Below are 13,493 nucleotides of genomic sequence, written 5' to 3'. Positions count from 1 at the left end.
TTGAAACGAAGTCGTCACTTTCCCTTCCTGACGACTAACCGTCCGTTTACCGAACGGACAAGAGAGCGACGCCAAGCCCAATGACGCTGCGCCGCAAGATTCGCTGGCTGACCTGGATCGGCCTGATCGGCTGCCTGATGGCGGCGATCCCCGCGCTTTACCTGCTTCGGCAGGGCATGATCGCCGAGCGGGGGCAGGTCGCTGCCGCCCTGGTGGACTCGGCGGGGCTGCTTCTGCGCGATCTGGAACGGTCGGCGACCTCCGGCGAGATCTCCGGCGACGAGGCGCGCGACCGGGCGCGGACGGTGCTGCTGGCCCTGTCGGCCAAGCCCTTTCATGTCAGGATTTTCACAGACGGTGTCATCCCGGCGGGCTGGCCGGACATCGACCGTGCGGTGACGGCGGAGGGGCGGTTCGAGCCCTGGGGCTGGGCCATCGCCGCCGCCGGCGACATCGGCGATCTTGACCGCGATTTCCTGGTCGAGGCGTCGGGCTTCCTGCTGTTCCTGGCGGCATTGCTGGTGCTGAGCTGGCCGGGGGCGATGTTCCTGTCGCAGCATGTGGTCGGACCGCTGGAGGCGCTGTCGGACCGTATGCGCCTGCTGACGGAGGGGCGGACCGACATCGACATTCCCGGCTGCGACCGCCGCGACGAATTCGGCGCCATGGCCCGCGCCATGGAGTTCTGCCGTCGCGCCGCCGTCGCCCTGATCGAACGGGACGAGCGGCTGGCCGGCATCATGAACAATGTCGGCGAGGCGATCCTGCTGGTCGACGCCCGTGGCCGGATCGAGGAGCACAATCCCGCCGCCGTCGCCCTGTTCGACGTGCCTGCCGGCGACCTGCGCGGCCGGCCGCTCTCCGGACTGTTCGCGCCGCCCGACCGCGCGCGGATCGATACGCTGCTGGCCGCCATGGCTGCCGATGCCGACGTGCCCGAACCGGTGCGGGAAGAGGCGCTGGGGGTCGTGCGCGCCGGAACGGGGGAGCGGATCGACGCCTCGCTCAGCGTGTCGCCGCTGGTGGTGCAGGGCCGGCGCGGCTTCGTCTGCGCGCTGGCCGACGTGACCGAGCGGCTGCGCCACGAACGCGAACTGATGCGGCTGGCCACCCGCGACCGGCTGACCGGCCTGCCCAACCGGGCGATGATCGAGTCGCTGCTGGAGGCGGCGGTGGAGCGCAGCCGCCGTTACCGGCGGCCCTTCGCCGTGCTGTGCCTGGATCTGTCGCGCTTCAAGCTGATCACCGACACGCTGGGCCATCAGGCCGGCGACGCGCTGCTGCAGGAGGTGGCGCGGCGGATCGTCGCCTCGGTGCGGTCCGCCGATCTGGTCGGCCGCATCGGCACCGACGATTTCGCTGTCGTGCTGGAGGAAATCCGCGATGCCGACGAAGCGGCGATCATCGCCGGACGCATCCTGGACGCCTTCGACGCACCGGTCACCCTGCCGGGCTGCGAGCATTATGTCCGCCCGGCGGTCGGCATCGCCGTCTATCCGACCGACCTCGCCGGGGAGGGCGTTGCGGACAGCGTTGCAGACGGCGACGACCCGCAGGCGCTTCTGCGCGCGGCCGAGACGGCGCTCTATGCCGCCAAGCGGATGGGCGGACGCCGCCACGCATTCTTCCGACCCGAACTGGCCGAACAGGCGCGGCGGCAACTGGCGCTGGACGGCGATCTGCGGGCGGCGCTGGCGCTGAAACAGTTCCGCCTGCATTACCAGCCCAAGGTGTCGCTGATCGACTATTCGCTGGAGGGGTTCGAGGCCCTGCTGCGCTGGGAGAAGCCGGGGCACGGATTGGGGCAGGGGCAAAGTGTGATGATCCCGCCCGGCGAGTTCATCCCGGTGGCGGAGGAGACCGGCTTCATCGTCCCGCTCGGCGACTGGGTGCTGGACGAGGCCTGCCGCCAGATGCGCGAGTGGCTGGATGCGGGGATGGAACCGGTGCCGGTGGCCGTCAACATTTCGCCCAAGCATCTGCGCAACCGCAGCGCCGAGGATTTCCGGCGGATCATCGACCGTCACAATTTGCCGCCCGGCCTGATCGAGCTGGAGATCACCGAGGGCGCGGTGATGCAGGACCTCGACCATGCGCTGGCCGTGCTGGCGGCGCTGAAGGCGATGGGCATCCGGGTGGCGGTGGACGATTTCGGCACCGGTCATTCGTCCTTGAGCTACCTGAAGCGTCTGCCGATCACGACGCTGAAGATCGACCGTTCCTTCATCAACGGCGTGCCGAACGAGCGCGAGGACGCCGGCATCGTCTCCACCATCATCGCCATGGCCGACATGCTGGGCCTCCATGTGGTGGCGGAGGGGGTGGAGAAGACCGAGCAGGCCAATTTCCTGCGCCACCACAACTGCACCCAGGTCCAGGGCTGGCTGACCGGCCGCCCGGTACCGGCCGAGGCTGCCTGTCGCCTGCTGATGGAGCGGTTGCGTCAGGCGGAGCTAGGCGCCGCCTGAGACGGGCGCCGTCTTCCGCCGCGCGCGGGGAAGCATCAGTTCGCCCAGCGTGACCGGGCGGAAACTCCAGACATCGACACCGACGTCGATCTGCCGGGGTTGCGGCTTCAGCTGGCCGTGGCTGTGACCGTGCAGGTTCAGCGCCTTGCGGTGCATGCCGTTCCAGGTGCGGAAGGCGTAGTGGCACAGCACCAGATCGGTGCCGTCCAGCGTCAGTTCGGCATAATACCCGACGCTGGCCCAGCCTGGCAGCGCCAGCGTTGCCGGGCCGTCATTGTTGCCGGCGATCAGGTGCTTGGTGCCGTTCAGCCGGCCGAGCAGCGCCGCCATGGTGTCGGGCTTCATGTGCAGGGCGAAGTCGCCGAGGTGCCAGACCTCGTCGTCGGGACCGACGGTGGCGTTCCAGTTCGCCTCCATCGCCGCGTCCATTTCGGCGGTGGAGTCGAAGGGACGGCGAAAGCGGCCACGGGCGCCGCCATGGCCGAAATGGGTGTCGCTGGTGAAATAGACGGTCATCGGCAGGTCAACGTCGGCGCGCCGCTGGCGGTTCCCACAATCAGGAACCCGCTTCGGGCGCGCCGGCGGATCCGCGCTCAATGTTTATGGTCGTCCGCCGCCGGGTCGAGGAAGCGGTGCAGGTGGACGATGTAATAGCGGGTGTGGGCGTCGTCGATGGTCTGGCCAGTAGCGCCGCGCCATGCCTTGTAGGCCTCGTCATAGCTCGGGAAGATGCCGACGATGTGCAGCTTCGACGGATCGACGAACTGGTCCGTGTCCGGACGCACGAGTTCGCCGCCGAACACGAGGTGGAGGAGCTGTTTGTCGGGCATGGCGGGGTCCTTGTAAGCGGGGGGATTGGGGAGTTATGGCTGTCTTTGCGCCGGCAGGCCGGCTGATGCGTCGCATTCTCATATCCGTCGTCCGGCCGGCGCTTCAAGCCTGTTGACACGCTCATCGGCCTTTGCCACCACGGAACCGTGGCGTTTTCAGGATCAGGATAAAGAATCCGTTCATTTGCCGCAGATGACAGGGACCTAAAACACGGCCGAACACTGCAAGGATCGAGCGATGGCAAGTGGTCATACCGCGACTCGGGAGAAACATGTGCGGGAGCTGCGGGTCTGGGACCTGCCGACCCGTCTGTTTCATTGGGCATTGGTCGCCGCCGTTATGGTTGCGATTCTGTCGGCCGAGCTTGGTGTGCTTGCCGTTCATATGTTGGCGGGTGAAACAGTCCTGATTCTCGTGCTGTTCCGACTGGGCTGGGGCGTGGTTGGCAGCCAGACCGCGCGCTTCGCCGATTTCGTGAAGGGACCTGCCGCCATCCGCGACTATCTGAAGCGCTCACGCGCGGGTGGGGAGGCCGCCCTCATCCTGGGCCACAATCCGCTGGGCGCGTTGATGGTGGTGGCGATTCTGCTGGTGCTGCTGGTCCAGGCCGGCTGCGGCCTGTTCACCAGCGACGATATCCTGGTCGATGGGCCGCTGGTGCATCTGATCTCCGGCGCCACCGTGGCGCTGCTCAGTTCGCTGCACCGGCTGCTCGCCAATGGCATCTTCGTGCTGATCGGACTGCATGTGGCGGCGGTGTTCTTCCATCTGCTGGTCAGGAAGGACAACCTGATCCGCCCGATGGTCACCGGCCGCAAGATCCTGCCGGCGCGGCTGGTGGCGTCGGAACCGAGGCGCGCCCCGACGGGGCTGGCGCTGGCGATCCTGGCGGCGTCGGCCGGGCTGGTCTTTCTGGTGCTGCGCGCTGCCGGTTGAGTTCGGGGGCTGACCGGCCGCTTATTCGGAACGATAGCGTTGGTGGCAGGCCTTGCAGCTGTCGGCCATGGCGCCGAACGCCTTGGCCGTCGCGGCCTTGTCGCCCGATGCGGCGGCGACCTTCAGGGCCTGGGCGGAGGCCTGAAGGCCCTGCGCCTTGGCGGTGAAGTCCGGGAAGTTGGCCCAGATCAGTTCCCTGGCCGCCGTCCTGCCCTTGTCGGAGCCGGGCGGGAACAGGCTGGGGATCTTCGCGGCGAAGGCGTCGATGCGGTCGGTGACCGGGCCGACGGCGGCGAGGTCGCCCTTGCCCACCGCGTTCTTGATCTCACCCATCGCATTCTTGAAGTCCTCGAACCCGGCCTTGCGGGTCTGGATCACGTCCTGGGCCAGGGCAACGCCGCCGGTCAGCATCAGCGCGGCCGACGCCGCAAGCACCATACGGGAAAACACGGTTCTCATCCCTTCGTCGAATTTCGCCCCCGACGCCAGACCTTACACGCTGCTCCACCAAAGCTGTCAAGTGAAGCAGGCGTGACAGAGCCGTGCCGTCATGGCGTCGATTGGTGCGGTGATGAATAATGCTGCGGAGGATTAAAGACGGGATTTGCAGGTGCTGGCACCTTGACCAGCGGATGGCAGGGAATATCGGCCGGTGCGGCCCGGTACGGCACCGCCACAGGATGGAAAAACCGCTGAACCACGGGGTTTTCACCGCCCGACCGGCCTTGCAACCGGGGTAGAGCGGAAGTAAGGTCCGGCCTCGCGCCTTCCACCCGGAGGGGCAGGCGTCGAACGACGTCTCCGCCACACCGTCTCCATAGCCCTGAGGGGGCCCGCCGCCATGTCGATTATCGCGTCCCGTCTCTCGCGCATCAAGCCGTCGCCGACCATCGCCGTGACCAACAAAGCCCGCGAACTGAAAGCGGCCGGTCGCGACGTCATCGGCCTGGGCGCCGGCGAGCCGGACTTCGACACCCCCGACAACATCAAGGCCGCCGCCATCAAGGCGATCGAGTCCGGTGACACCAAGTACACCGCGGTGGACGGCACGCCCGCTCTGAAGAAGGCGATCTGTGCCAAGTTCGAGCGCGAGAACGGCCTGAAATACACGCCCGAGCAGATCACCGTCGGCGTCGGCGGCAAGCAGGTGCTGTACAATGCCCTGATGGCGACGCTGAACCAGGGCGACGAGGTCATCATCCCGGCCCCCTACTGGGTCAGCTATCCGGACATGGTCGAACTGGCGGAAGGCACGCCGGTTTTCGTCTCCTGCCCGGCCGAGCAGGGCTTCAAGCTGCAGCCCGCCGACCTGGAAAAGGCGATCACGCCGAAGACCAAGTGGCTGATCCTGAACTCGCCGTCGAACCCGTCGGGAGCGGCCTACACCCGCGCCGAGATGAAGGCGCTGACCGAGGTGCTGGTCAAGCACCCGCATGTCTGGGTGATGACCGACGACATGTACGAACACCTGCTGTATGACGGCCTGGAGTTCGTCACCCCGGCCCAGGTCGAGCCGTCGCTGTACGACCGCACCCTGACCGTCAACGGCGTGTCGAAGTCCTACGCAATGACCGGCTGGCGCATCGGCTATGCCGGCGGCCCGAAGGAGCTCATCAAGGCCATCGGCGTCATCCAGAGCCAGTCGACCTCCAACCCCACCTCCATCGCCCAGGCCGCCGCCGTCGAGGCGCTGAACGGTCCGCAGGACTTCATCAAGGAGCGTGGCGAGGCCTTCCGCCAGCGCCGCGATCTGGTGGTCTCGATGCTGAACCAGGCCAAGGGCCTGCATTGCCCGAAGCCGGAAGGCGCCTTCTACGTCTATCCGTCCTGCGCCGGCACCATCGGCAAGACGACCCCGGACGGCAAGGTGATCGAGACCGACGAGGATTTCGTCACCTACCTGCTGGAGTCCGAAGGCGTCGCCGTCGTCCAGGGTTCGGCCTTCGGCCTCGCCCCGCACTTCCGCATCTCCTACGCGACCTCGACGGAAGCGCTGGAAGAGGCGTGCAAGCGCATCCAGCGCGCCTGCGGCAACCTGCGCGACTGATAGCGTCCGCAGAACCTGAACAAGGAAAAGGGCCGGCGCCGTAGGGTGCCGGCCCTTTTCCTTATGCGGGCGTTACTTCACCGCCAGCATCCTGTCGATGGCGCCGAGCGCGAATTTCAGTACCGCTTCGTCGGCCAGCTTGCCTTCCTTGATCTTCTCGCCGACGCCGCCGACGACCACCTGGGGGCCACCCAACAGCTTGGCGGGAAGCGCCAGCAGCGTGTCGTTCACCTGCTGATGTGCCCGCACGCCGCCGGTGAAGGCGGGGGAGTTGGAGATGACCAGCACCGGCTTGCCGATCAGTGCCGACTTGCCGTAGGGACGCGAGGCCCAGTCCAGCGCGTTCTTCAGCACGCCGGGCATGCCGTAATTGTATTCGGGCGTGACGATGAGCACGCCGTCGGCGTCCGCGATGGCCTGACGGAAGGCATGGACCTCCGCCGGGGCGTCGGGCGTGTCGATGTCCTGGTCGTAGAGCGGCAGGCGCAGGTCGCGGATGTCCATGCTGACCCCGGCCGGCAGGGCGTCCTGCAATCCGCGCAGGATGGCCAGCGAATTGGAGTTGCTGCGCAGGCTGCCGGGCAGGCCCAGCAGTTTGGCACGCACCGTTGCATCGGTCATGAAGCGGTTGCCTTTCCTCAGTTCGTCCAGTGTCTTTCAACCGGGGGCCTTCCGGGCCATTCAATGGATACCACGGCGCTGAGATGGTCGGTGCAGGTCGAGCTTTCCAACAGGTCATGGCCGATTTGTCGTCGGCACAGAGCCGGACGGACGGTGCAGGCAGGCTGTGACCATCTTGGGTTCCAGCTGTTGACAGGCTGGATGACTACCTACTTAGAGGGCACACAAAGGGTGGGAGGCGCAACCGGGCGCGCCCATCGGCTTTGGCCTTTGGCTCGGGCGGATCGGAAGGAAGGGAAAGCGACATGGCGACGCGGCGACTGGATCGGGATGATCACGTCAGGAAGCATCTGGCACTGATGCTGCAGGAATGGCAGGAGATGACCGGACGCGACATGGCGACCGCCACGGCCGACCAGCGGCTTCAGCACTGCACCACCCTGCTGATCGACCTGTTGGGCGAGGCGGAACGTGCCGACGAAGCCGCCATGGCCGAAGCCTGAAGGGAAAAGAGCGGCCCCTGCGGAAGAGCCACTCCGTCTCCAGCATGATCCTTACTGCGGCGCCATGCGAATTGCGCCGTCCAGACGGATGACGTCACCGTTCAGCATCTCGTTCTCCAGGATGTGCTGGACGAGGCGGGCGTACTCCTCCGGCTTGCCGAAGCGCTTGGGGAAGGGAACGGTTGCGGCCAGGCTGTCCTGAACCTCCTGCGGCATGTTCAGCAGCATTGGCGTGCCGATCAGGCCGGGAGCCACCGTCATCACCCGGATGCCGTTGCGGGCAAGGTCGCGGGCCGCACAGATGGTCAGGGCGACGATGCCGCCCTTCGACGCGGCATAGGCGGCCTGCCCGATCTGCCCCTCATAGGCGGCGACCGAGGCGGTGTTGACGATCACGCCGCGCTCGCCGCTGTCCAGCGGGTCGAGCTTCGCCATGTCGGCCGCGGCCAGCCGCAGGATGTTGAAACTGCCGATCAGGTTGATCTCGATCACCGAGCGGAAATTCTCCAGCGGCATCGGCCCGTCGCGGCCGACGATGCGCTGGGCGGGCGCGATGCCGGCGCAGTTGACCGCGATGCGGGCCGGGCCGTGGGCGGAGCGTGCCTGATCGAACGCCCGCTCGGCGGAAGCGCCGTCGGTGACGTCGCAGACCAACCCCAGTCCCCCGATCTCATGCGCGGTCTTCAGCACCGCGTCCTCGTTGATGTCCAGCACGGTCACCTTGGCGCCGAGACCTGCCAGATGACGCGCCGTCGCCGCCCCCATGCCCGAGGCGCCGCCGGTGACAATGGCGGACAGACCCTGGATGTTCATGGCATCTCCTCCTTAATTGCGGCCGGTCCGCCGAGGGTGCCGGCCTTGTGTCCAACAGGATGCGATCGCACTTGTTGTTTACCAGATGGCTTGTTTACCAGATGGCCGGCGCACCATACCACACCGTATGGTGGGAGGCATCATGCCGTCAGGGATGCCGTGCCTCGTTTCCTGAAGGGTCATTTCCGAAAGGGATTTCTGCGTCCATGACCGCATCGTCCGTTTCCCCCTCCCTTGGCGACGGCGCCACGCTGACGGTTCCCGATCCCGGCCGGGTCGAGCGCGACGAACGGCTGGTGCGCCGCCGCTTCTGGCAAAAGCTTCGCGCCAACCTGCACCGCATTCCCTTCCTGGAAGAACTGGTGGCCGCCTATTTCTGCGCAACCGATCCGGCAACCCCCTATCGGGCGAAGGCGATCCTGCTGGGGGCGCTGGCCTATTTCGTGCTGCCGGTCGATGCGGTGCCGGACTGGCTGCTGATCGCCGGCTTTACCGACGATGCGGCGGTGCTGGCCGCCGCCGTGCAGACGGTGCGGACGAACCTCACGCCAGCCCATTGGGCACGGGCGAAGCAGGCTCTGAGTGCCGAAACGGGGGAGGGCGTGACTGGGGCCGGCGAAACTGAACAGGCCGGCTGACCTGCGCTACAGTCTTGCCGCTTTGCGCCCGTCAGCCGCGTCCCTGTGCATGGAATAGAGGGCTGAGCCGGCGATCACCAGGGCGCCCACCCAGCCCCACACGTCCATCGTCTGGCCGAAGACGATCCAGGCGACGATGGCAGTTAAAGGAAGCCGGGCATAATCATAGGGCATCATCGCCGAGGATTCGGCCAGCGCCAGCGACTTGGTCATCGCCAGCTGTCCCAGCGTCAGCACCCCGCCCAGCAGCGCCAGCCCGCCCAGCACGCTCCAACTCGGCCAGGTCCAGACGAACAGCGCCGGAACCAGTGCCATCGGGGTGACCAGCAGGCCCAGGAAGGTGACGATCACCGGCGGACTGTCCTTCCGGCTGAGCAGCCGCATCTGCAGGATGGTGCCGGCGGCGGCGATGCAATGGATGACCAGCGCCAGAAAGGACAGATCGATCGGCGCCGACCCCGGCCTCAGCACGATGGTCACGCCGGCCAGGCCGACGCAGACGGCCGCCCAGCGCCGTGGCCGCACGCGTTCGCCCAGGAACGCTGCCGCTCCCACCGCCACGAACAGGGGGATGGCGAAGCTGACAGCCGTCGCGGTCGGCAGCGGAATGTGGAGGATCGCATAGAACCAGGCGGACATGGCGCAGAGCGTCGTCAGCGCCCGTGTCACGTAAGGACCCAGCCGTCGCTCCGTCAGGACTGCCCCGCAGGCGGGAGCACCGGCCGTCAGTGCCCAGGGCAGCATCCACAGCAGACTGAACAGGTTGCGGAAAAACACGACCTCCAGCGGGTCCATCACGGTCGAGGCCCAGCGCACCGCCGTGTTGCCGATCCCGAACAGCAGCGCCGACAGCAGCATGAAGCCGGCGCCAAGCAGAAGCTGGTTCGATGGCGCTTGCAACTGGGGGGGCGCGTCTACGGAAGAGGCGGAGACGGTCACGATCAGTCGTCCCTGGCAAGCCGTTGGCGGATGGTCCGGTCTGGCTTGCAACAGGTGGCGTTGGCGCAGGCATCACTGTATTCGGGATGTTTGCGGTCAGACCACCCGCGGCCAGCGCCGCAGCGATGATCCTCTGGAGAAAATCTATCCGGCGCAAGCAAAATACGGAAGTGGGAGGCGATAATACTCCCGTATGACGGGCAATACTTTCGATCTTGCGGAATTTATGGTTTTTGCCCGCCCCGGCTCTATTCCGGGTTGCCGCCGTCGGTGGTGCGGTGCGGCAGACGGATGGTAAAGCGTACGCCGGGGTTTGTGTTTTCCATGGCAAGCACCGCCCCCAGCTGTCTGGACAGGGTATGGATCAGCCGCATGCCCAGGCTGCGGCTTTGGCGCCAGTCGAAATCGGGCGGAAGCCCGACGCCGCGGTCTCCGACGATCAGCCGCAGAGCGTCTTCATCCCGCCGCAGGCCGACGAAGATGACGTTGGCCGCCGCCGGGGTGGTGTCGGGATCGCCATCCTGCGGCCCGGCCACCGTGCCCGCCATGGTGGCGGCAAGCGGCCGATAGGCATGCTTGATGGCGTTCATCACCAGTTCGTTGGCGAGCAGGCCCAATTGCACCGCGTGGTCGGTGGGTACCTCCACCGGCTCCACCACCAGTTCCAGCCGCCAGTCGCCGCCTTCGGAGCGGGCGGAGCGCTCCAGTTCCCTGCATAGCTCGGTCAGATAATCGTGGAAGGGTATGAAATGGACGTCATCCACGCGGTAGAGCAGCCGGTGAATGTCGGCGATCGCCTGGACACGCCGTCCGGCTTCCAGCAGATGGTCGCTCAGCCGCGGGTCGCCGACCGCCTGACTCTGAAGGCTCATCAGGCTGGACACCACCTGCAGGCTGTTCTTGATGCGGTGGTTGGCCTCGCGCATCAGTAAATCCTTCTGCGCCAGCACCGCGTCGCGTTCCCCGATGGTCTTTTCCAGCGAGGCGGTGCGCTCGCGCACCCGGCGCTCCAGCTCGCGCCGCACTTGCCGGGCGGCACCGGCCTGCCGGAAGCCGAAGACCGAAAGGGCGGCCAGCGCCATGGCCGCCGCCGCCGCCAGTCCGGCATAGGGTGCGATCACCCGTTGCCAGGACACCAGAACCGGCGCCAGATCCAGCCGCACAACGACATGGACGGGCCAACTGTCGACCCGGCGGTGGGCAATTATGGTGGTGTCGTCGCGGGCGACGCCGCCGTCCGGCTGCGCCTGGATCGCCCGGCGAGCGGTGTCGGACAGGGGGACCGGCTCGGTAGACCCAGCAGACCCGGCGGGCTCGGTGGGCTCGCGCACCAGCACGTCGAGGCTGCCGGCCCGCACCAGGATGGTCACCGGTTCGTGCGGGACATCCAGCTCCTTGTAGAAGCCGGACAGGTAGGAGGGATCGATGGTGACGGAGGCGATGCCGCGGAAGCCGCCATCCGCTTCGGACAGCCGGCGGCTGAGCAGGAAGGTCGCCTTGTTGGTCACGCGGCCGATGATGCGCGGGCCGATATGGGGCTGGTCGACGGCGTGGCCCTGCCGCGCATTACGCTGATGGAACAGGAAGATCTCGCGGTCTGACGCATCGGAGTAAGGGGCCGGGAAGGCCGCCGTCGTCAGCCGCAGCAGCCCTGTCGCATCGTTCAGCCAGACGGCGTCCAGAAAGGGCAGCCGGGCCCGCTGGGCGTTCAGCCTGTCCCACAGGGCGCGCGACTGGGCAACCTCGTCCCACGGCCGGCCGGCACTTTCCTGGGCGGCATACTCCACCAGCAGGTCGGCGGCATCGAACAGGCGGGCGGCGTGTTCCGCCAGGACGCGGACGGCCGCCCGTGCCCGTTCCTGCGCCCCGTCGATGGCCCGCTGGCGCGACTGCCCCCCGACGACCACGGTGACGACGGCAAGAAACAGGAAGCCGCAGGCGGCCAGCCAGCCGATGGCAGCCTCCAGCCGCGGCTTGCGGAAAGGCTGCGCGCCGTCCGCAGCGTTGCGTCCGGAACCGGCGGAGTCGTCGGAAAACGGGGGGAGGGTGGGGCCATTCAATCGGCCGTTCCTTTCCCATCGGTGCAAACCGCCATGCCGGTCGCCGGAGGCGCGGGAACAATCCTGGAATAGTAGCGCAGGCAGGACTGCCCGTAACCTCATCTTTCGGATGCTCAAGGCCACGCTTGAACCGCGCCTGGACCGGACGTGACAGGTCAGCGGATCGAGTCGTTGTGCAGAACCATCTCCGTCGCCAGCCGGGCGGCGCACAGATCGGCGAGCGCGGTTCCGACCGACTTGAACAGGGTGATCTGGTCATAGAAGCGCCGGCCGGCCCGTTCGCCGCGACCGAGTTCGAACAGGTCGCCGGCGATGTCGTCGGGAGTCAGAACGCCGGCGGCAACCGGCTGGGCGATGTCTCCGGCCTCGACCTGGGTGCGGTCGCGACTGTCGACGAAGACGCGGGCGCGGCGGACGCACTCGTCATCGGCCTCGCGCATCTCCGGCGTCACGCCGCCCAGCAGATCCAGATGCTGACCCGGTTGCAGCCAGTCGCCGCGGATCAGCGGGTCGCGCGCCGCGGTGGCGCAGACGATGATGTCGGCACCGCGCACCGCTCCCTCCAGGTCGGCGGTCGCCTCGATGCGGAATTTCGGCCGGTGGAAGCGGGCGGCCAGCTTGCGCGCCTTCTGGGGATCGCGGCCCCAGACCAGCACATGGCGGAGCGGCCGCACGGCGGTGTGGGCCTCCACCAGTTCCAGCGCCAGCGGACCGGTGCCGACCACCAGCATCCGCTCGGCATCCGGCCGCGCCAGATAGGAGGCGGCGAGAGCGGAGGATGCGGCACCGCTGCGCCGGCCGAGCGTGGCGGACGAGTCCATCAGCACCTGCGGCACGCCGGTCTTGCCGTCGATCAGCAGATAGACGCCCTGGCTCTGCGGCAGGTCGCTGCCGGCATTGTCGGGAAAAACGGTGTCGATGCGCACCCCAAGCGCCTGATTGACCTGCCAGGCGGGGGCAAGCAGCAGCGCGGCGTCGCTGGTGCCATAGGTTTCGACCCGATGGCGGTGGGCCGGCGGAGTTTCCACGCCGGCGCGGAAGCTCTGCCGCAGGCGTTCGACCAGCATGCGGTGGTGCAGAACGGATCGAAGCTCGGCGCCGCTGACGGTGCGCATGGAACCCCCTCCCGCCGGCCTGCATCCCGTTCCGCCCCGGTGGAAAGGGCGAAACCCGTGGATGGATGACACTGACTGCTGGTGACCTTGGAACTTAGGACTCTGACCGGCGACGCTCAGTGAACGGTCGGAGCGGCGCCCTGGGCCGGGACCGGCAGGGTGGAACCGGGCAGCGTGCCGGCCGGGCCGGAAACCGGACGGGTACTTTCGGCCAGACGCTTTTCGGCGGCGGCGGCGCGGGCCTGCGCTTCCTTCAGTTCACGCTCCAGAAACAGCACGCGGTTGCCTTCGCGGCGGGCGCGGCGGCGGTGGCGGCGCTGGCTGTTCCAGACGACGAAGCCGCCGGCCATGAAGCCCACCACCAGCGCGATCAGAGTGGCCAGATACACCGGGGTTTCGAGCGTGAAGGGCAGCGGCCACAGCGACAGGGTCACGACACCGCGGTTGGAGATCGCGAAGAGGATCGCGACGAGGGCCACGGGAATGGTAACGATCCAGGAAAGATGGCGCAAGGCGAAGGTT

14 protein-coding genes are annotated in these 13,493 nt (G+C 67.3%); 5 read left to right on the top strand and 9 right to left on the bottom strand.

Annotated features, from left to right (window positions below):
- Positions 1 to 80: 80 nt before the first annotated feature.
- Positions 81 to 2,468, top strand: coding sequence for a bifunctional diguanylate cyclase/phosphodiesterase (locus E6C72_RS03650; RefSeq protein WP_109443461.1), 2,388 nt, complete (start codon positions 81 to 83; stop codon positions 2,466 to 2,468).
- Here the strand turns inward: E6C72_RS03650 and E6C72_RS03645 are convergent.
- Together E6C72_RS03645 and E6C72_RS03640 are read right to left on the bottom strand one after the other, a co-directional pair.
- Complete coding sequence (locus E6C72_RS03645; protein ID WP_109443506.1) at positions 2,454 to 2,984, bottom strand: metallophosphoesterase family protein; 531 nt, start codon at positions 2,982 to 2,984, stop codon at positions 2,454 to 2,456. The two genes, E6C72_RS03650 and E6C72_RS03645, sit on opposite strands and share 15 nt — an antisense overlap.
- A gap of 77 nt (positions 2,985 to 3,061) precedes the next feature.
- Entirely contained in the window at positions 3,062 to 3,298 is a 237-nt protein-coding gene (locus E6C72_RS03640) for a DUF4170 domain-containing protein (protein WP_109443460.1), read from the bottom strand.
- 238 nt (positions 3,299 to 3,536) lie between these two features.
- Between E6C72_RS03640 and E6C72_RS03635 the strand changes: the two genes are divergently transcribed.
- Positions 3,537 to 4,235, top strand: a complete 699-nt coding sequence (locus E6C72_RS03635; protein ID WP_109443459.1) for a cytochrome b/b6 domain-containing protein — start codon at positions 3,537 to 3,539, stop codon at positions 4,233 to 4,235.
- Between the two features lie 21 nt (positions 4,236 to 4,256).
- On the opposite strand, the gene E6C72_RS03630 is transcribed toward E6C72_RS03635, so the two are convergent.
- A complete protein-coding gene (locus E6C72_RS03630; RefSeq protein WP_109443458.1) occupies positions 4,257 to 4,694 on the bottom strand; it encodes a cytochrome c in 438 nt (145 codons plus the stop codon).
- 382 nt (positions 4,695 to 5,076) lie between these two features.
- On the opposite strand from E6C72_RS03630, the gene E6C72_RS03625 reads away from it, so the two are divergent.
- The gene (locus E6C72_RS03625; RefSeq protein ID WP_109443457.1) at positions 5,077 to 6,282 is read left to right on the top strand and encodes an aspartate transaminase; all 1,206 of its coding nucleotides are present in this window, start codon (positions 5,077 to 5,079) and stop codon (positions 6,280 to 6,282) included.
- A gap of 72 nt (positions 6,283 to 6,354) precedes the next feature.
- On the opposite strand, the gene E6C72_RS03620 is transcribed toward E6C72_RS03625, so the two are convergent.
- Positions 6,355 to 6,903: an NADPH-dependent FMN reductase gene (locus E6C72_RS03620; protein ID WP_109443456.1), complete on the bottom strand. Its 549-nt coding sequence runs from the start codon at positions 6,901 to 6,903 to the stop codon at positions 6,355 to 6,357.
- A 305-nt stretch (positions 6,904 to 7,208) separates the two neighbouring features.
- Between E6C72_RS03620 and E6C72_RS03615 the strand changes: the two genes are divergently transcribed.
- The gene (locus tag E6C72_RS03615) at positions 7,209 to 7,406 is read left to right on the top strand and encodes a hypothetical protein (protein WP_109443455.1); all 198 of its coding nucleotides are present in this window, start codon (positions 7,209 to 7,211) and stop codon (positions 7,404 to 7,406) included.
- 51 nt (positions 7,407 to 7,457) lie between these two features.
- Here E6C72_RS03615 and E6C72_RS03610 read toward each other — a convergent pair whose 3' ends face one another.
- The gene (locus tag E6C72_RS03610; RefSeq protein WP_109443454.1) at positions 7,458 to 8,219 is read right to left on the bottom strand and encodes an SDR family NAD(P)-dependent oxidoreductase; all 762 of its coding nucleotides are present in this window, start codon (positions 8,217 to 8,219) and stop codon (positions 7,458 to 7,460) included.
- 206 nt (positions 8,220 to 8,425) lie between these two features.
- On the opposite strand from E6C72_RS03610, the gene E6C72_RS03605 reads away from it, so the two are divergent.
- The gene (locus E6C72_RS03605; RefSeq protein ID WP_109443453.1) at positions 8,426 to 8,857 is read left to right on the top strand and encodes a YkvA family protein; all 432 of its coding nucleotides are present in this window, start codon (positions 8,426 to 8,428) and stop codon (positions 8,855 to 8,857) included.
- Positions 8,858 to 8,863: 6 nt separating this feature from the next.
- Here E6C72_RS03605 and E6C72_RS03600 read toward each other — a convergent pair whose 3' ends face one another.
- The 4 genes from E6C72_RS03600 to E6C72_RS03585 all read right to left on the bottom strand — a co-directional run bounded on the left by E6C72_RS03600 (position 8,864) and on the right by E6C72_RS03585 (position 13,483).
- Positions 8,864 to 9,796: a DMT family transporter gene (locus tag E6C72_RS03600; RefSeq protein WP_247875992.1), complete on the bottom strand. Its 933-nt coding sequence runs from the start codon at positions 9,794 to 9,796 to the stop codon at positions 8,864 to 8,866.
- A gap of 248 nt (positions 9,797 to 10,044) precedes the next feature.
- A complete protein-coding gene (locus E6C72_RS03595; protein WP_109443452.1) occupies positions 10,045 to 11,856 on the bottom strand; it encodes a sensor histidine kinase in 1,812 nt (603 codons plus the stop codon).
- A 155-nt stretch (positions 11,857 to 12,011) separates the two neighbouring features.
- Positions 12,012 to 12,971, bottom strand: a complete 960-nt coding sequence (locus tag E6C72_RS03590) for an ornithine cyclodeaminase family protein (protein ID WP_109443451.1) — start codon at positions 12,969 to 12,971, stop codon at positions 12,012 to 12,014.
- A gap of 116 nt (positions 12,972 to 13,087) precedes the next feature.
- Positions 13,088 to 13,483 (bottom strand): lipopolysaccharide assembly protein LapA domain-containing protein, encoded by a 396-nt coding sequence (locus tag E6C72_RS03585; RefSeq protein WP_109443450.1) that lies wholly within the window; start codon positions 13,481 to 13,483, stop codon positions 13,088 to 13,090.
- Positions 13,484 to 13,493 lie beyond the last annotated feature (10 nt).

Source organism: Azospirillum sp. TSH100 (assembly GCF_004923295.1).
GTDB lineage: Bacteria > Pseudomonadota > Alphaproteobacteria > Azospirillales > Azospirillaceae > Azospirillum.
The sequence above is the reverse complement of the archived record's forward strand: the minus strand, read 5'-3'. Positions and strand labels throughout refer to the sequence as shown.